16 protein-coding genes are annotated in these 17,436 nt (G+C 59.6%); 12 read left to right on the plus strand and 4 right to left on the minus strand.

Going from position 1 to position 17,436, the window contains the following annotated elements; genetic code table 11:
• The first annotated feature begins 29 nt into the window (after positions 1–29).
• The 9 genes from AB4N74_RS24990 to AB4N74_RS25030 all read left to right on the plus strand — a co-directional run bounded on the left by AB4N74_RS24990 (position 30) and on the right by AB4N74_RS25030 (position 7,709).
• A complete protein-coding gene (locus AB4N74_RS24990) occupies positions 30–755 on the plus strand; it encodes a MotA/TolQ/ExbB proton channel family protein (protein ID WP_460097532.1) in 726 nt (241 codons plus the stop codon).
• 1 nt (position 756) lies between these two features.
• Positions 757–1,158 (plus strand): ExbD/TolR family protein, encoded by a 402-nt coding sequence (locus tag AB4N74_RS24995; RefSeq protein WP_003220570.1) that lies wholly within the window; start codon positions 757–759, stop codon positions 1,156–1,158.
• Between the two features lie 383 nt (positions 1,159–1,541).
• Positions 1,542–2,123, plus strand: a complete 582-nt coding sequence (locus tag AB4N74_RS25000; protein ID WP_093440491.1) for an alpha/beta hydrolase — start codon at positions 1,542–1,544, stop codon at positions 2,121–2,123.
• Positions 2,124–2,176: 53 nt separating this feature from the next.
• Positions 2,177–3,109: a sigma 54-interacting transcriptional regulator gene (locus AB4N74_RS25005; protein ID WP_093440496.1), complete on the plus strand. Its 933-nt coding sequence runs from the start codon at positions 2,177–2,179 to the stop codon at positions 3,107–3,109.
• A gap of 166 nt (positions 3,110–3,275) precedes the next feature.
• Entirely contained in the window at positions 3,276–4,085 is an 810-nt protein-coding gene (locus tag AB4N74_RS25010) for a MetQ/NlpA family ABC transporter substrate-binding protein (RefSeq protein WP_093440501.1), read from the plus strand.
• Positions 4,086–4,755: 670 nt separating this feature from the next.
• A complete protein-coding gene (locus AB4N74_RS25015; protein ID WP_038359751.1) occupies positions 4,756–5,421 on the plus strand; it encodes an amino acid ABC transporter permease in 666 nt (221 codons plus the stop codon).
• A complete protein-coding gene (locus tag AB4N74_RS25020; RefSeq protein WP_116256391.1) occupies positions 5,402–6,061 on the plus strand; it encodes an amino acid ABC transporter permease in 660 nt (219 codons plus the stop codon). The genes AB4N74_RS25015 and AB4N74_RS25020 overlap by 20 nt, the downstream gene beginning before the upstream one ends.
• The gene (locus tag AB4N74_RS25025; RefSeq protein WP_427120384.1) at positions 6,058–6,840 is read left to right on the plus strand and encodes an amino acid ABC transporter ATP-binding protein; all 783 of its coding nucleotides are present in this window, start codon (positions 6,058–6,060) and stop codon (positions 6,838–6,840) included. The genes AB4N74_RS25020 and AB4N74_RS25025 overlap by 4 nt, the downstream gene beginning before the upstream one ends.
• A complete protein-coding gene (locus AB4N74_RS25030; protein ID WP_093440515.1) occupies positions 6,837–7,709 on the plus strand; it encodes a transporter substrate-binding domain-containing protein in 873 nt (290 codons plus the stop codon). The genes AB4N74_RS25025 and AB4N74_RS25030 overlap by 4 nt, the downstream gene beginning before the upstream one ends.
• 344 nt (positions 7,710–8,053) lie before the next feature.
• On the opposite strand, the gene AB4N74_RS25035 is transcribed toward AB4N74_RS25030, so the two are convergent.
• Positions 8,054–9,250: an AAA family ATPase gene (locus tag AB4N74_RS25035; protein ID WP_460097535.1), complete on the minus strand. Its 1,197-nt coding sequence runs from the start codon at positions 9,248–9,250 to the stop codon at positions 8,054–8,056.
• A 200-nt stretch (positions 9,251–9,450) separates the two neighbouring features.
• Here AB4N74_RS25035 and AB4N74_RS25040 point away from each other — a divergent pair, with 200 nt between their 5' ends.
• Genes AB4N74_RS25040 through AB4N74_RS25050 form a run of 3 tightly spaced genes read left to right on the plus strand, consistent with a single transcriptional unit; the run spans position 9,451 to position 14,659 of the window.
• On the plus strand, positions 9,451–10,554 hold the full coding sequence (locus AB4N74_RS25040) for an efflux RND transporter periplasmic adaptor subunit (RefSeq protein ID WP_220557296.1): 1,104 nt from the start codon (positions 9,451–9,453) through the stop codon (positions 10,552–10,554).
• Positions 10,551–11,615 carry an efflux RND transporter periplasmic adaptor subunit gene (locus AB4N74_RS25045; protein WP_095047077.1) on the plus strand — a complete coding sequence of 355 codons (1,065 nt, stop codon included), beginning with the start codon at positions 10,551–10,553 and terminating at the stop codon, positions 11,613–11,615. The genes AB4N74_RS25040 and AB4N74_RS25045 overlap by 4 nt, the downstream gene beginning before the upstream one ends.
• Complete coding sequence (locus AB4N74_RS25050; RefSeq protein WP_095125259.1) at positions 11,612–14,659, plus strand: efflux RND transporter permease subunit; 3,048 nt, start codon at positions 11,612–11,614, stop codon at positions 14,657–14,659. The genes AB4N74_RS25045 and AB4N74_RS25050 overlap by 4 nt, the downstream gene beginning before the upstream one ends.
• A gap of 221 nt (positions 14,660–14,880) precedes the next feature.
• On the opposite strand, the gene AB4N74_RS25055 is transcribed toward AB4N74_RS25050, so the two are convergent.
• The 3 genes from AB4N74_RS25055 to AB4N74_RS25065 form a co-directional block, all read right to left on the minus strand.
• Positions 14,881–15,507, minus strand: coding sequence for a class I SAM-dependent methyltransferase (locus AB4N74_RS25055; RefSeq protein WP_258709078.1), 627 nt, complete (start codon positions 15,505–15,507; stop codon positions 14,881–14,883).
• Between the two features lie 172 nt (positions 15,508–15,679).
• The gene (locus AB4N74_RS25060) at positions 15,680–16,324 is read right to left on the minus strand and encodes a methionine ABC transporter permease (protein WP_034151854.1); all 645 of its coding nucleotides are present in this window, start codon (positions 16,322–16,324) and stop codon (positions 15,680–15,682) included.
• Positions 16,314–17,435, minus strand: coding sequence for a methionine ABC transporter ATP-binding protein (locus AB4N74_RS25065; RefSeq protein ID WP_460097539.1), 1,122 nt, complete (start codon positions 17,433–17,435; stop codon positions 16,314–16,316). Before AB4N74_RS25065 ends, AB4N74_RS25060 begins: the two co-directional genes overlap by 11 nt.
• Position 17,436: the final 1 nt, after the last annotated feature.

Consider the following 17,436-nt stretch of genomic DNA (forward strand, 5'->3'; position numbering starts at 1 on the left):
GCGCGAAACGTTTACACGAGGGAATCATCATGACGTTACTGGCATCTCCACTGGAATCCATCGAAAGCGCGGTGATCTGGCTGCTGGTGGTTTTTTCCGTCGCCACCTGGGGCCTGGCACTGCTCAAGACTGTGCAGTTCGGGCGGCTGAAGGCGCAGGATCGGCGTTTTCATAAGCGTTTCTGGGCGGCGTCGAGTCTGGATTCAGCCGCTGAATTGAGCGAGACCCAACCCGGCGCCGCAGCGCGGGTGGCACAGGCCGGTTACGCGGCGATTCAGGTGGGTGAGACGCCACAGGCGAATGATTTGAGCCAGGCGATCAACCATCAGGATCGCCTCGAGCGCGCATTGCGTCAGCAGATCGTTCGCGAACGGCGTTCGCTGGAAACGGGCCTTGCAGTGGTCGCAAGTATTGGTAGCACCTCGCCGTTCATTGGATTGTTCGGCACGGTGTGGGGAATCATGGAGGCGTTGAAAGGCATCAGCGCCGCAGGTTCGGCGAGCCTGGAAACGGTCGCCGGGCCAATCGGGGCGGCACTGGTCGCCACAGGTGTGGGGATCGCCGTCGCGGTGCCGGCAGTGCTGGTTTACAACTACTTTTTGCGTCGGTTGAAACTGACGGCGGCGGATCTGGATGACTTCGCCCACGACTTCTACAGCCTGGCGCAGAAGAGTGCATTCCGCGTGTTGATCCACCCGACGGCGCACAAGGTCGCAACGCCGGGCAACGCAGCAAAAGTGAAGGAGGCGTCCTGATATGGCCTTCTCCACGCAAGACAGTGATGAGGTACTCAGCGAGATCAACGTGACCCCGCTGGTGGACGTGATGCTGGTGCTGCTGGTGGTGTTTATCGTCACCGCGCCGCTGCTAACCAACGCGATTCCGATCAACCTGCCGAAGACCGAAGCGGTGGCGCCGGTCGAGCAGAAGGACCCGCTGGTGGTGAGCATCGATGGCGCCGGCAAGCTGTTTATCAACAAGGACGAGATTCAGCCTGACTTGCTGGAATTCAACCTCAAGTCGGCCAAGGCTAAGGACCCGGAAGTGCGCGTGCAATTGCAGGCCGATGACGGGGTGAACTACGGCGAAGTGGCGCGGGCGATGGCTTCGATTGAACGGGCGGGGATTACCAAGTTATCGGTGATTACCGCGCGGTGACAGATTTTACGTTTTTCCGGGGCCGTCTCCTTGGCAGGGTGCGGCCCTTTTTTTATTTCTGGCATTAGAAGCAGAACCCTCACCCTAGCCCTCCCGAAACGTCGGACCGCCCATAGGGAGAGGGAACTGATCTCGGTTGTTCTCACGAGTTACACCGACCTGAAATACCCAGTCGAACTCAGGATTTGAACGGCATGAAGATCGGCTCCCTTTCCCCCTCGCCCCCATGGGGGAGAGGGCTGGGGTGAGGGGGAAAAGATTTCCAGCCAGGCACACATCTCATATTCAATTCAGGTCTTAATAAATAGCTTCTTATTCCTTAACGAATATAAATCCGCTCCCTATACTCGTCCAGGAACAGACACGACGCAGGAGAGCTCCCCATGCGCAACGAATCAATCCGCTACCTGATTGTGCCGGGCTGGCAAGGATCGCCAGATGATCATTGGCAAAGCCACTGGCAGAACAGCCTGCCAAACAGTGCGCGGGTCGAGCAGGCCGATTGGCTGACGCCGCGTCGTGAAGACTGGGTGGCGGCACTGGCCGAGGCGATTGCCGCCGATAGCACGCCTGTCATCCTTATCGCCCACAGCCTCGGCTGCATCACCGTTGCCCATTGGGCAGCCACTGCGCCGCTGCAATACCTGCGTCAGGTGCGTGGTGCCTTGTTGGTCGCGCCGGCAGATGTCGAGCGTCCGGCATGTGCCCCGGCGCTGCGCAATTTCGCGCCGATTCCGACTGATCTGCTGCCGTTTCCGAGCCAGGTCGTCAGCTCCGACAACGACGCCGCCGTGAGTGCGCCGCGCGCACTGGAGCTGGCGCGCAACTGGGGCGCCGAGGCGGGAATTCTCGCCGGTGCCGGACACATCAACGTCAAGTCCGGGCATCAGCGTTGGGAGCAGGGTTTTGCTTATCTCTATCGCCTGCAAAACCGTATGGAACACCACGCCCGCCGCCGCGCCTGATCTTTTTTCTTTCAACGCCCCCGTCTGCCGGCGGTTTTGGGCGGGAGCCTGCCATGAGTTTCGAAACCTTCGGTCAGCCGTTGCTGACCTTTCCCGATGCGGAAAAAAGCCCCCTGAGCATTCGCGCCAAGGCGCTGGTGTTCGTCGATCCGCGCTCGCGTCAACTGCGTGAGGAGCTCGAGCAACTGGCGCCGCGCTCGACTTCGGTATTGATCCGTGGCGAGACCGGTACGGGTAAAGAATTGCTCGCCCGGCACATCCATCGCGCCAGTGACCGCAGCGGTCTGTTTGTTTCGGTCAATTGCGGAGCGATCAGCCCGACCTACGCTGATGCCGAGCTGTTCGGCTACGCTGCCGGCAGTTACAGCGGCTCGGCCAGCAGCCGTGCAGGCTGGTTCGGTTCGGCCAACGGCGGCACCTTGTATCTGGATGAAATCGGCGACTTGCCGCTGCCGATCCAGATCAAATTGCTTGCCGCGTTGGAGAACCACGAAGTCACTCGTGTCGGTGCGCATCAGCCAAGTCCCGTGGATGTGCGCCTGGTCGCGGCCACCAGCATCGATCTGGCGCAAGCGGTGGACGCCGGGAAATTCCACGAGCGCCTTTATCACTACCTCAGCGAGGGCCACCTCGAATTGCCGGCGTTACGTGCGCGTACCGGCGATATCCTGTCGCTGGCCGAGTATTTCCTCGGCATCTACAGTCAGCGTCTCGACCTTCCTGTGCCGCTGATCAGCGAAGCGGCGCAGCACGTGCTCGAACAACACAGTTGGCCGGGCAACACCCGCGAGCTGGAAAATGTCATTCACTTTGCCTTGCTGGTGAGTACCGGTGACGAGATTCTGCCGGAGCACCTGAACCTGCCCGAGGCGTCTGGCCCGCAGCTTCAGATCGAACGGCTAGTGACACAAATCAACATCGGCGGCAGCGTCGCCGAGCGTAAGGCATTGAAAGATTTGCTGATTCGTTTGAGTGAGACGTTGTAACCGTTTCGTTCAACATGAACAAAATGGAATATGAAGCTGAATAAACGTTATTGTCCGGGAATAAAAAATCCCGGTATTGTCCGCCCCACGCCAGCGATATCACTTCACTGGCACACGTATTAATGCCGTCGTCGATGACGACCGTGATTTTCGATAAGGACACTGCATGAAAAAGGTTCTGTTGTTTACCGCATTGGCGGCTGCTCTGACTGCTTCCCTGACTGCTTCCCTGGCCAATGCTGGCGAAAAACTGGTGGTTGCCGCGACCCCGGTTCCGCACGCTGAAATCCTTGAGCTGATCAAACCGACCCTGGCCAAAGAAGGCGTGGATCTGGAAATCAAAGTGTTCACCGACTACGTTCAGCCGAACGTACAGGTGGGCGAGAAGCGTCTGGACGCCAACTACTTCCAGACCCTGCCGTACCTGAACAGCTTCAACCAGGGCAAATACAAGGACGACAAGTCCAAGTATCTGGTGACCGTGCAAGGCGTGCACGTTGAACCGTTCGGTGGTTACTCGAGCAAGTACAAGACCCTCGCTGAACTGCCGGACGGCGCCACCATCGCCATCCCGAACGAAGGTAGCAACAGCGGCCGCGCACTGATCCTGCTGCAGAAGGCTGGCCTGATCGAGCTGAAAGACCCGAAGAACGCGCTGGCAACGCCAAAAGACATCGCCAAGAACCCGCACAACTTCAAGTTCAAGGAACTGGAGTCGGCCCTGCTGCCACGCGTTCTGAAAGAAGTTGATCTGGACATGATCAACACCAACTACGCGCTGGAAGCCAAGTTGAACCCGCAGAAAGATGCGCTGGTGATTGAAGGTGCTGATTCGCCGTACGTGAACTTCCTGGTGGCCCGTGAGGACAACAAGAACAGCGACGCGATCCAGAAACTGGCCAAAGCCCTGACCAGCCCGGAAGTCAAAGCGTTCATCGAGAAGAAGTACAACGGCGCGGTACTGCCGGCGTTCTGATCTGACGCTTGAACCACCCCCTTCAAGGTGTGAAAACGCCGATGGCCAGTGATGGGCATCGGCGTTTTTGTGTGTGCGTTGAAAAGCCCCTCACCCTAGCCCTCCCGAAACGTCGGACCGCCCAGAGGGAGAGGGGACTGATTGGGGGATGCTGTAGAGGTACGCCGACGTGAAAGATCTCTGCTGAATCCATAATCGACTCGATGATTCAGGTCGACGTAATTCGCCAGACACCTCGGTCGGCTCCCTCTCCCCCTGGGAGAGGGCTGGGGTGAGGGTGCTTTTGATCTTGAGCTCAGGCCACTTGGGCCTTCAATGCCCGTCTCAACGCCACCAACAATTTCACAATCTCCTGCGGATCCAGTCGCTGCGGCACTTTTACGTCCATGTTCTCTTCCTTGTTATGAGGTTGGCCGGGGGAGTCTGGCCAAAAGCTGTTCGTCCTTGGAGGGCTTTCATGAAAAAAAGATCCTTCCTACAGCGCAAAGAAAAATAGCCTTCTTATTCCTTCCCGGCAAACCCACAAGATAGTTTTTTGGGTGATATCAATATGCTTTAACGGTATTTAAATTCTTGTTTTTATATCTATAAAGTCGGTGTCTGCCGGACAGCCATCCGCTGCCCATGGACTGCACCACCGTCGCTTACCGAGCGGCGTTCAGGACGTTTCATGACCTTCGATTACGCATTTATCCTCAGCACCCTGCCGGCGTTTCTCAAAGCCGTGGGCGTAACGCTGCAGGTCGGTTTTATCGCCATTGGCACCTCGCTGCTGGTGGCGCTGCTCAACGCGACGATTCTGGTGTTCCGCACGCCGTACCTGCAAAGACTGGTGGGCCTGTATGTGGAACTGGCACGCAACACGCCGTTGCTGATTCAGTTGTTCTTCGTCTACTTCGCCTTGCCGGCGTTGGGGATCAAAGTCTCTGGTTTCACTGCCGCGATCATCACCATGACCTTTCTCGGCGGCGCTTACCTCACCGAAGTGCTGCGCGCCGGCGTCGATGCGGTGCCGCAGGCACAACTGGAATCAGGGCGTTCGATTGGCCTGTCCCATGGCCAGTTGCTGCGTTACGTGATCCTGCCGCAAGCGGGGATTCTCAGCCTGCCGTCGTTGTTCGCCAATTTCATTTTCCTGCTCAAGGAAACCACCGTGGTTTCGGCGGTGGCCGTGCCGGAAATCCTCTACACCACCAAGAGCTACATCGCGCTCTACTACAAAACCTACGAAATGCTCGCCGTGCTGACGCTGATCTGCGTGCTGCTGTTCTTGCCGCTGTCGCTGCTGCTCAGCCGTCTGGAAAGGAGGCTCCAGCATGGCCAGTTCGGGTCTTGAACTGCTCTGGGTGTCGTTGCCGCAACTGGCCAAAGGCGCCGGGCAAACTTTGTCGATCTCGTTCCTGAGCATCGCCATCAGCACTGTCGGCGGCGTGCTCTACGGTGTGCTGCGAACGCTCAACGTGAGGTGGCTGAACGCGATCCTGCGGGGCTATCTGGAGTTGTTCCGGGCGATTCCGGTGCTGGTCTGGTTGTACCTGCTGTTCTTCGGCTTACCGATCTTTTTAGGCCTGAGCCTGCCGAGTTTCTGGTGCGCGGTGCTGGTGCTGTCGCTGTGGGGCGCCAGCGAGGTGGGCGAGGTGGCGCGCGGTGCGCTGCATTCGTTGCCGCGCGGGCAGCGTGAAGCGGGGCTGTCGATCGGCCTAAACGCCGCACAACTTTATGGCTACGTACTGCTGCCGCAAGCGTTGAAGCGCATGACGCCGCCGACCATCAACGTCTACACGCGGATCATCAAGACCAGCTCATTGGCGGTGCTGATCGGTGTGGTCGACGTGATCAAAGTCGGCCAGCAGATCATCGAGCGCACCTACGAGTCGGTGCTGATCTACGGCGCGCTGTTCCTGTTTTTCTTTTTTATCTGCTACCCGCTTTCGGCCGCTTCGCGCGTGCTGGAGCGGCGCTGGACGCAAGCATGAGCGCATTGATCGAGTTTCACGGTTTCAATAAATTCTACGGTGAGCAGCAGGTGCTCAACGGCATCGACCTGCAAGTGCAGAGTGGCGAAGTGATCGTCATCCTCGGCCCCAGCGGTTGCGGCAAAAGCACGTTGCTGCGTTGCCTCAATGGTCTGGAAGAAGCCCACAGCGGCAGCTTGAAATTTGTCGGCCGCGAACTGCTGGACAAGTCCACCGACTGGCGCGAGATCCGCCAGCAGATCGGCATGGTGTTCCAGAGTTATCACCTGTTCCCGCACATGAGCGTGCTCGACAATTTGCTACTTGGCCCGCTCAAGGTACAGAAGCGTCAGCGCCGCGAAGCGCAACAGCAAGCCGAAGCGCTGCTCGAACGCGTTGGCCTGGCGGACAAGCGCGATGCCTTCCCGCGTCAGCTCTCCGGCGGCCAGCAGCAACGCATCGCCATCGTCCGCTCGCTCTGCATGAACCCACGGGTGATGCTCTTCGACGAAGTCACCGCCGCCCTCGACCCGGAAATGGTCAAGGAAGTTTTGCAGGTCATTCAGGGCCTCGCCCGCGAAGGCATGACCCTGTTGATCGTCACCCATGAAATGGCCTTCGCTCGCGCGGTGGCCGATCGCATCGTGTTCATGGATGCCGGGCGCATCCTTGAACAGAACCCGCCCGAGATTTTCTTTACGAACCCGCAAACCGCACGCGCGCAGCAGTTTCTGGAGAAGTTCTCCTTCGTGGCAACACTGCCAAAAGCGAATCCGACAAAGGAACTGGAACTGTTATGAAAACTGCCGCTTTTTTACTGCCTCTGCTCAGCCTCGCCTTGCTTGCCGGTTGCAACAAAACCGAAGAACCGCCGAAGCCGAAAGTCGCCAGCGAAAGCACCGCGCCGGCCGGTTATCTGGACAAGATCAAGGCTCGCGACAAATTGATCGTCGGCGTCTTCACCGACAAGCCACCGTTCGGTTTTGTCGATGAGGCCGGGCGCTACGTCGGCTTCGATACTGATATCGGCCGGCGTTTCGCCAAGGATTTGCTCGGCGATGAAAACAAGGTCGAGTTCGTTGCCGTCGAGCCGGCAAGCCGTATTCCATTCCTGCAAAGCGACAAGGTCGACCTGATCCTCGCCAACATGACCGTCACGCCTGAGCGCAAGGAAGCGGTGGAGTTCACTAACCCGAACCTCAAGGTTGCGGTGCAGGCGTTGGTGCCGCAAAGCAGCTCGGTGAAAAACCTCGATGATCTGGCAACCCGCACCACCATCGTCACTACGGGCACGACCGCCGATATCTGGCTGACCAAGAATCATCCGGACTGGAAATTGCTCAAGTTCGAGAAAAACTCCGAATCGCTGCAAGCCCTGGCCAATGGTCGTGGCGATGCGTACGCACAGGACAATCTGGTGTTGTTCAGCTGGGCCAAGCAGAACCCGGGCTATCGCGTGCTGGATGAAAAACTGGGGGCTGAAGCGCCGATCGCGCCGGCGGTGAAGAAAGGCAATCTCGAGTTGCGTGACTGGGTGAATACCGAGCTGACCAAGCTGGGTGAAGAGAAGTATCTGCTCAAGCTGTACGACCAGTATGTGCGTAAAGAGCTGAGTGATGACACCAAGCCTGAGAGCGTGATTGTCGAGGGTGGCAAGTGGCAGGGGTGATTGCCTGTTGAGTCGGTGGTGAGGCTCAAGGGCAATCCCTCACCCCAGCCCTCTCCCGGAGGGAGAGGGGGCCGACCGAGGTGTCTTGCATCAGACATCGACCTGACAAACCGAGTCGATTATGGATTCACAGATGCATTTTCACGTCGGCGTCACTCTTGAGAATCCCCCAATCAGTCCCTCACCCCAGCCCACTCCCGGTGGGAGAGGGAGCCGATCTCTGGGCTTTTCAAAACCTGAGTTCAACTCGAGACTTTCATGTCGGCGTAACTCGAAAGAACAACTCGGTCAGTCCCCTCTCCCTCTGGGAGAGGGTTAGGGTGAGGGGCTTTTGGCTGGAACGCTCAATCCGGCCAGTTCCACGCCGGCTCATCCAGCACCCGCTGGCCGACAATCCCGCTCTGCCCCAGGGTTTTCTCCAACACAATGCAATTGCACTCCGGGTCTTCCTGCAACGCCGAAATCAACCGCCGCGCATGCGACACCACCCACACCTGACACTGCTCCGAGGCACGGATAATCAACCGCGCCAACGCTGGCAGCAGATCCGGGTGCAGGCTGGTTTCCGGTTCGTTCAGTACCATCAATGACGGTGGCCGTGGCGTCAGTAATGCCGCGACGAGCAGCAGATAGCGCAACGTCCCGTCCGACAATTCCGCCGCCGACAATGGCCGCAACAAACCTTCCTGATAAAACTCGATGGCAAAACGTCCACCGGCCTGCGCTTCGATATGCACCCGCGCGCCAGGAAACGCATCGGTAATCGCCGCACGCATCGCATCGCCATCACCAATCTCGATGATGGTCTGCAACGCCGCCGCCAGATCCCGGCCGTCGTGATGCAGCACTGGCGTGCGCGTACCCAATTGCGGTTGGCGCACCGGTGCATCGGCATCGCTGCGAAAGTGATCATAAAAGCGCCAGCGGCGAATAAACTCGCGCATTTGAAACACTTCCGGCGAGCTGCGCAGGCTGCCAACCTGATCAAACAAACTGTCGAAATTCGGCGTGTGTTGCGCCAGTACATCCCATTTGCGCTCGGCGCGTGCGCGGATCATCGGGCCGTCGCGATCCACCAGCAAGCTGGCGGGGCGGTAAAGCGGGCCGGCCCAGATGCATTCGCGCTTGATCTGCGGGTCGAGGCTGAATCGCGAAGGAATGGGGCGCGACTGCTCGGGCAGCATGAAGTGGCCGTTCGAGTCGGGAAGCCCCAGGCTGATCGAGTAGCTGAAATCTTCCCCGGCGAACCCCAGGCGCAGTCGCTTCACGCCTTGGCGTACCGTCGACTGGATCGGCACCTCACCATTGCGCATGCGCCGGCTGATGGTTTCCGGCCCGGCCCAGAAGGTCGACTCCAGTCCGCCTTCACGGGCCAGCGCATTGACTACGCCACCCTGAGCGGTTTCCGCCAACAGGCGCAAGGCTCGGTAGAGATTGGACTTGCCGCTGCCATTGGGGCCAGTGATCAGGTTCAGACGGCCGAGCGGAATCACCAATTTGTTGATCGAACGGTAATTGCCCACCGCGAGAGTATTGAGCATGGAATTCCTTCTCTTCAGACGCCTATTGTAGGAGCTGCCGAAGGTTGCGATCTTTTGATGTTGTTTTTAAAAGATCAAAAGATCGCAGCCTACGGCAGCTCCTTCAGGAAATATGGGGGACGAACGGGCGAACGTTGAACCCTGTTCTAAGCTCACAGTCGTATCGTCACTTGCACGTTCGTACACAGGAAGGAGTCTGCATGGCGAGTCCCGGTTTGAAAACAGCGGTCATGCTGAGTCTGCTCACTTTGCTGACCGCCTGCGGCGAGAAAAAAGCCCCTGAGGAATACCTGCCCAGGGTCTTTGTACAGGAAGTGAAACCCACGGATTACGCCGCTGCGGTGACATTGACCGGTGACGTGCAGGCGCGCGTGCAGACCGAGCTGTCGTTCCGCGTCGGCGGCAAGATCATCCAGCGTATGGTTGATGTCGGCGACCGGGTCACCGCCAAACAAGTGCTGGCCAAGCTCGACCCCAAGGATTTGCAGACCAACGTCGACTCGGCTCAAGCCCAGGTCGTCGCTGAACAAGCCCGGGTGAAACAGAGCGCGGCCGCTTTCGTGCGCCAGCAAAAACTCCTGCCCAAGGGTTACACCAGCCAGAGCGAATACGATTCCGCCCAAGCCGCGTTGCGCAGCAGCCAGAGCGCCTTGAGCGCGGCGCAGGCGCAATTGGCCAACGCTAAAGATCAGCTCAGCTACACCGCACTGATCGCCGACGCCCCGGGCGTGATCACTGAGCGTCAGGCCGAAGTCGGCCAGGTGGTACAGGCCACGGCACCGATTTTTTCGTTGGCCCGCGATGGCGACCGTGACGCGGTGTTCAATGTCTACGAATCACTGCTGGCCGAGCGTCCTGCGGATCCCTCGATCGTCGTCAGTCTGCTCGATAACCCTGCCATCAAAACCACCGGCACGGTGCGTGAAATCACCCCGGCGGTGTCGGCGCAGTCCGGCACGGTGCAAGTCAAAGTCAGCCTCGACAGCCTGCCACAAGGGATGCAGCTGGGCTCGGTGGTCAGCGCCACCGCCAAGGGCAGCGGCAAGTCGGCAGTCGAATTGCCATGGTCGGCGCTGACTAAAAACATCAGTGATCCGGCGGTGTGGATGGTCGACGATAAAGGTGAAGCGCAGTTGCACAACGTGACCGTCGGCCGCTACCTGATCGGCAAGGTCATCATCAGCGAAGGCCTCAAGGGCGGGGAGAAAGTCATTGTCGCCGGAGGACAGTTACTGCATCCCGGCATGAAAGTCGAAATCGCTGAAAACACCTACAAGGATCTGCAACCGGGAGCACAGCCATGAAGCGTCTGGGGCTGTTATCCGTGGGTGTGTTGCTGGCGGCCTGCTCGAAAAGCGAGCCACCTCCGGAGCCGGTACGTCCGGTGCTATCGGTCAAAGTTCAAGCGTTGAGCGAGGAAAGCCTCGGGCGTTTCGCCGGCAGCATCCAGGCGCGTTATGAAAGCAACACCGGTTTCCGCGTCGGTGGCCGCATCGCCAGCCGCAACGTCGATGTCGGAACCGAAGTGCAAAAGGGCACGCTGCTCGCCACCCTCGATCCGTCTGATCAGCAGAACCAATTGCGTTCGGCCCAGGGCGACCTGGCCAGAGTTCAGGCGCAACTGATCAATGCCCAGGCCAATGCCCGCCGTCAGCAGGCGCTGTTTGATCGTGGCGTAGGGGCGCAGGCACAACTGGACATCGCCACCACAGACTTGAAAACCACCCAGGCCTCGCTGGACCAGGCACGGGCGGCGGTCAATCAAAGCAAGGACCAGCTCGGCTATACCGAACTGCGTTCCGACCATAAAGCCGTGGTCACCGCGTGGAACGCCGAAGCCGGGCAAGTGGTGACGGCGGGCCAGCAGGTCGTGACTCTGGCGCAACCGGACATCAAGGAAGCGGTGATCGATCTGCCCGACACCCTGGTCGATCAGATTCCTTCCGACGTGGTGTTTCTGGTGGCCGGGCAACTCGACCCGAGCATCAACACCACGGCAACCCTTCGCGAGATCGAACCGCAGGCGCAAAGCGCCACGCGTACTCGTCGGGCACGCCTGACTCTGGCCGAGACACCGGACGGTTTCCGCCTCGGCACGGCGATCAGCGTGACCCTCAGTTCGGCGATCAAACCGCGCATCGAATTGCCGGCTACCGCTTTGCAGGAGGTCGACGGCAAACTACGGATCTGGGTCATCGACACTCAGAGCAAAACCGTCAGCCCCCGCGACGTCAGCGTGATCAGCCGCACCGACAGCAGCGTAGTGCTCGCGGGCGGCGTGAAGAACGGCGAGCGCGTGGTCAGCGCCGGCGTCAACAGCCTCAAACCCGGACAATCGGTAAAACTTGACGAGGACAGTCAATGAAAGGCTCTTTCAACCTCTCCGAATGGGCCCTCAAGCATCAGTCATTCGTCTGGTACCTGATGTTCGTCGCGTTGCTGATGGGCGTGTTCTCGTACTTCAATCTGGGCCGCGAAGAAGACCCTTCGTTCACCATCAAGACCATGGTGATCCAGACCAAATGGCCGGGCGCGACCCAGGAAGAAACCCTCGCGCAGGTCACCGACCGCATCGAGAAAAAACTCGAAGAACTCGACTCCCTCGACTACGTGAAAAGTTACACGCGCCCCGGCGAATCGACGGTGTACGTGTACCTGCGCGACACCACCAGCGCCAAGGACATCCCGGAAATCTGGTACCAGGTGCGCAAGAAGATCGACGACATTCGCGGGCAGTTCCCCAAAGGTATTCAAGGGCCCGGGTTCAACGACGAGTTCGGTGATGTGTTCGGCTCGGTCTACGCCTTCACCGCCGACGGCCTGACCATGCGCCAGTTGCGCGATTACGTAGAACAGGCGCGGGCCGAGATCCGCAATGTACCGGGGCTGGGCAAGATCGAAATGATCGGCCAGCAGGACGAAGTGATTTATCTGAACTTCTCTACTCGCAAACTGGCGGCGTTGGGTATCGATCAGCGTCAGGTTGTGCAGAGCCTGCAATCGCAGAACGCCGTGACCCCGGCCGGTGTGATCGAGGCCGGCCCTGAGCGGATTTCCGTGCGCACCTCGGGGCAGTTCGCCTCGGAGAAAGATCTGGCCGAGGTCAATCTCAAGCTCAACGACCGTTTCTATCGATTGGCTGACATCGCCGACATCACTCGCGGTTACACCGATCCGGCTACCCCGGAATTCCGCTTCGACGGCAAACCGGCCATCGGTCTGGCGATTGCCATGCAGAAGGGCGGCAACGTTCAGGAGTTCGGCAAGGCGTTGCACCAACGCATCGATGAACTGACCGCAGACTTGCCGGTTGGCGTGGGTGTGCACACCGTGTCCGATCAGGCGGTGGTGGTGGAAGAAGCGGTCGGTGGCTTTACCAGTGCCCTGTTCGAGGCGGTGATCATCGTGCTGGTGGTCAGCTTCATCAGCCTCGGCGTACGCGCCGGCCTGGTGGTGGCGTGCTCGATTCCGCTGGTGCTGGCGATGGTGTTTGTATTCATGGAATACAGTGGCATCACCATGCAGCGGATTTCTCTCGGTGCCTTGATCATCGCCCTCGGTCTGTTGGTGGACGACGCGATGATCACCGTGGAGATGATGGTCACGCGCCTGGAAATGGGCGAGAGCAAGGAGGAAGCAGCGACGTTCGCCTACACCTCGACGGCGTTCCCGATGCTCACCGGGACGCTGGTGACGGTCGCCGGTTTCGTGCCCATCGGCCTCAACGCCAGTTCCGCCGGTGAGTACACCTACACGCTGTTTGCGGTGATTGCTGTGGCGATGCTGGTTTCGTGGGTGGTGGCGGTGTTCTTCGCTCCGGTGATCGGCGTGCACATTCTCAGCGCCAACGTGAAACCCCATGAAGCCGAGCCGGGCCGCGTCGGGCGTGCGTTCAATGGCGGTCTATTGTGGGCGATGCGCAATCGCTGGTGGGCCATCGGCATTACCGTGCTGCTGTTCGTGCTGGCAGTGTTTTGCATGCGCTTTGTGCAGAACCAGTTCTTCCCTTCCTCGGACCGGCCGGAAATTCTCGTCGACCTGAACCTGCCGCAAAACGCCTCGATTGACGAAACCCGCAAAGCCGTCGACAAGTTGGAAGAAACCCTCAAAGGCGACGCGGACATTGTGCGTTGGAGCACCTACATCGGTCAGGGCGCGATCCGTTTCTACCTGCCGCTCGACCAGCAATTGCAAAACCCGTACTACGCACAACTGGTGATCGTCAGCAAAGACTTCGAAGCCCGCGAGGCCCTGAGTCAACGCCTGCGTGAGCGCTTGCACAAAGACTTCGTCGGCATCGGCAGTTACGTCCAGGCGCTGGAAATGGGCCCGCCGGTGGGGCGTCCGATCCAGTACCGGGTCAGTGGCAAGGACATCGATCAGGTGCGCAAGCACGCCATCGACCTGGCCACCGAACTGGACAAGAACCCGCACATCGGCGAGATCATTTACGACTGGAACGAGCCGGGCAAAGTTCTGCGCATCGACATCGCCCAGGACAAGGCGCGGCAACTCGGGTTGTCCTCCGAAGACGTGGCGAACCTGATGAACAGCATCGTCAGCGGCGCGCCTCTGACCCAGGTCAACGACGACATCTACCTGATCAATGTGGTCGGCAGGGCGGTGAATTCGGAGCGCGGTACGCCGGAAACCCTGCAGAATCTGCAGATCGTTACGCCCAACGGCACGTCGATCCCGCTGCTGGCGTTCGCCACCGTGCGTTATGAACTGGAGCAGCCGCTGGTGTGGCGTCGTGACCGCTTGCCGACCATCACCATCAAGGCCTCGGTGCGCGACGAGATCCAGCCGACCGATTTGGTGAAACTGCTCAAGCCGTCGATTGATGCCTTCGCTGACAAACTGCCAGTGGGCTACAAGGTCGCCACCGGCGGTACGGTCGAGGAAAGCGGCAAGGCCCAAGGGCCGATTGCCAAGGTTTTGCCGTTGATGCTGTTTTTGATGGCGACCTTCCTGATGATCCAGTTGCACAGCGTGCAGAAGATGTTCCTCGTCGCCAGTGTCGCGCCGCTGGGGCTGATCGGCGTAGTGCTGGCGCTGGTGCCGACCGGCACGCCGATGGGCTTCGTGGCGATCCTGGGGATTCTCGCGCTGATCGGCATCATCATCCGTAACTCGGTGATCCTCGTGACGCAGATCGATGAGTTCGAGCAGAAAGGCTATGCGCCGTGGGATGCGGTGGTGGAAGCGACCGAGCACCGGCGCCGGCCGATCCTGTTGACCGCGGCAGCGGCGAGCATGGGCATGATCCCGATTGCCCGGGAAGTGTTCTGGGGACCGATGGCTTACGCAATGATTGGCGGGATTGTGGTGGCGACGTTGCTGACGCTGCTGTTCCTGCCGGCGCTGTATGTGGCCTGGTACAAGATTCGCGAACCGAAGAAGGATTGAGTCAACAGCGCCCCTCACCCTAACCCTCCCGAAACGTCGGACGGCCCAAAGGGAGAGGGGACTGACCTAGGTGTCTGACGCTATCCATCGACCTGAAGGATCGGGTCGATTATGGGTTCAGCTAAGTTAGATCAGGTCGGCGTACTGCTTAAATATCCCCCAATCGGCTCCCTCTCCCTCCGGGAGAGGGCTGGGGGTGAGGGGCTTTTCTCTGACTCGACTCAAGCCTTACGCCAAACGCTGGCCAACCAAGGCTGCTGCTCACGCGGCAGCCCGGCCGGCCGATAGTAATGCTCAAGCTCGACAAACCCCGCCGCCGACAGCAATCCTTGCCACGCCTCAAGATCGTGATACGAGCCATAGCGCGGCCCGTTCCAGCCCTCACGGTTATCCCCGCGTGGATTCGAGCTGAACAGCACGCCACCGGGCTTCAGGGCGCCATGCAATTGCTTGAGCACCCGCGACAACTCCTGCAGCGGCACATGAAACAGCACCGCATTGGCGAAGATCCCGTCGAAGCGTTCGGCCGGCAGATCCAGCTTCAGAAAGTCCTGTTGCAGCACCTCGCAGCCACTGTCCTCACGGGCCATTCGCGCAAACTCTTGCGAACCGTCGAGACCCACAGCGACATGCCCCATGCGCGTAAACGTTTGCAGATCCCGCCCTGGGCCGCAGCCAAAATCCAGAATCGTGAATGGCGCCGTGCCCTGAATATGCCGCAGCAACGCATCGATGTTCTGGCTGACATCGTGATCGCGGGTGCCTTCGCGGAAGTCTTCGGCCACTGAGTTGTAATGGCCGAGGGTGGTGGCGGTGATCTGTTCGAGATCGGTGGGGGTCTGCTTCATGGTCGAGGGCTGCACGGGCAAAGGAGATTTGCCGAATATACGCCATCGGGTTCGGGGCTGCTGCGCAGCCATTCGCGAACAGGCTCGCTCCCACAGTGGAACGCATTCCAAATGTGGGAGCGAGCCTGCTCGCGATAACGGTTGTGAAGGCGCCGCATGAGCTCGGCCAGACTTAGCGCTTGTTCAACCCCCGCGCCAAGCGATCCCCACCCAACTGAATCACCGCGACCAACGCCACCAGCAACACAATCACCGTCAACATGATCTGGCTGTCAAAACGCTGATAGCCGTAGCGATAAGCGATATCCCCCAAGCCACCGGCACCAATCGCCCCGGCCATGGCCGAGGAGTTGATCATCGTCACCAGCGTAATCGTGAACCCGCCGACAATCCCCGGCAGCGCCTCGGGCAATAGCACATGCCAGACAATGTGCCAACGCCGGCAACCCATCGCTTGCGCCGCTTCGATCAAACCATGATCGACCTCACGCAGGCTCACTTCGGCAATCCGCGCAAAGAACGGCGTCGCCGCAATCGTCAGCGGCACTACGGCCGCCCAGACACCGTAGGTGGTGCCGACAATCAACCGGGTAAACGGAATCAGCGCGACCATCAGAATCAGAAACGGGATCGAGCGGAACAGGTTCACGAACGCGCCCAAGGCACGATTCAGCACCGGCGCCTCGTAGATGCCGCCCTTGTCGCTGGTGACCAGGATCACCGCCATGGGAATCCCCACCAGCAAGGCGATCAGCGACGACACGCCGACCATCAGAAACGTGTCGATAAAACCCTGCAACAAGCGATCAAACCACATAACCCAGTACCTCCACCCGTTGCGCCCAAGGCGTGGCGCGCTCGCGCAGTTGCTCGGCGCTGAACGAAGAGCCGCTCACCGCCAGCAATAGTTGTCCCAGCGCATGCCCCTGAATCCGTTCGACGCCGCCCTGAAGCAGCTTCACCCGGCCACCCAATGCAGCGAACAGTGCCGCCAGATCCGGCTCGTCACTGGCGCTGCCGGTGAACTGCAAACGCAGCACCACAGCGGCGTCGGAGGACGGCGCTTGAGCCTGCAAACGACTCTGCAGTTCTTCCGGCAACGCGTGTTGCAGCGGCGCGAGCAAGGTCTGGCTGACCTCGTGCTGCGGATTGCCGAACACTTCCCAGACCGGGCCTTGCTCGACCACCCGGCCATGCTCCAGCACGACGACGCGGTCGCAGATTTCGCGAATCACAGCCATTTCATGGGTAATCAATACGATGGTCAGGCCCAGGCGTTGGTTGATCTCACGCAGCAAGCCGAGGATCGACTGCGTGGTTTCCGGATCAAGAGCCGAAGTCGCTTCGTCGCAGAGCAAAATATCCGGGTCGTGCACCAGCGCACGGGCGATGCCGACGCGTTGTTTCTGCCCGCCAGAAAGCTGCGCCGGATAAGCCTTGTGCTTGCTTTGCAGACCGACCAGTTCGAGCAATTCACGGACTTTTTTGTCGCGCTGCTCTTTTGGCACGCCCGCGACTTTCAGCGGCAATTCGACGTTCTGCCAAACGGTCTTGGCCGACATCAGATTGAAGTGCTGAAAAATCATACCGATGCGCCGGCGAAGGGAGACCAGACGGTCTTCATCGAACTCGCCGATGTCGACCTGATCGATCAGCACGCGCCCGGACGTCGGCTGTTCCAGAAGGTTGATCGTACGAATCAGCGACGACTTACCAGCGCCGCTACGGCCGATGATGCCGAACACTTCCCCGCGCTGAATTGCCAGATCGATGCCCTGCAAAGCCGCGACCGGGCCTTGCCGGCCGTTGTAGGTTTTGCCCAGACCGATGAAGCGTACGTGGGCGCGATTCAGCTCAGGGTGCAGCTCGGTTTTTCCAGCATGGTGTGGCTCTGGAATCTCCAGTCGCCGTTGGATCGCGGCCGTCATG

This window comes from Pseudomonas sp. H3_C08, from assembly GCF_054669455.1.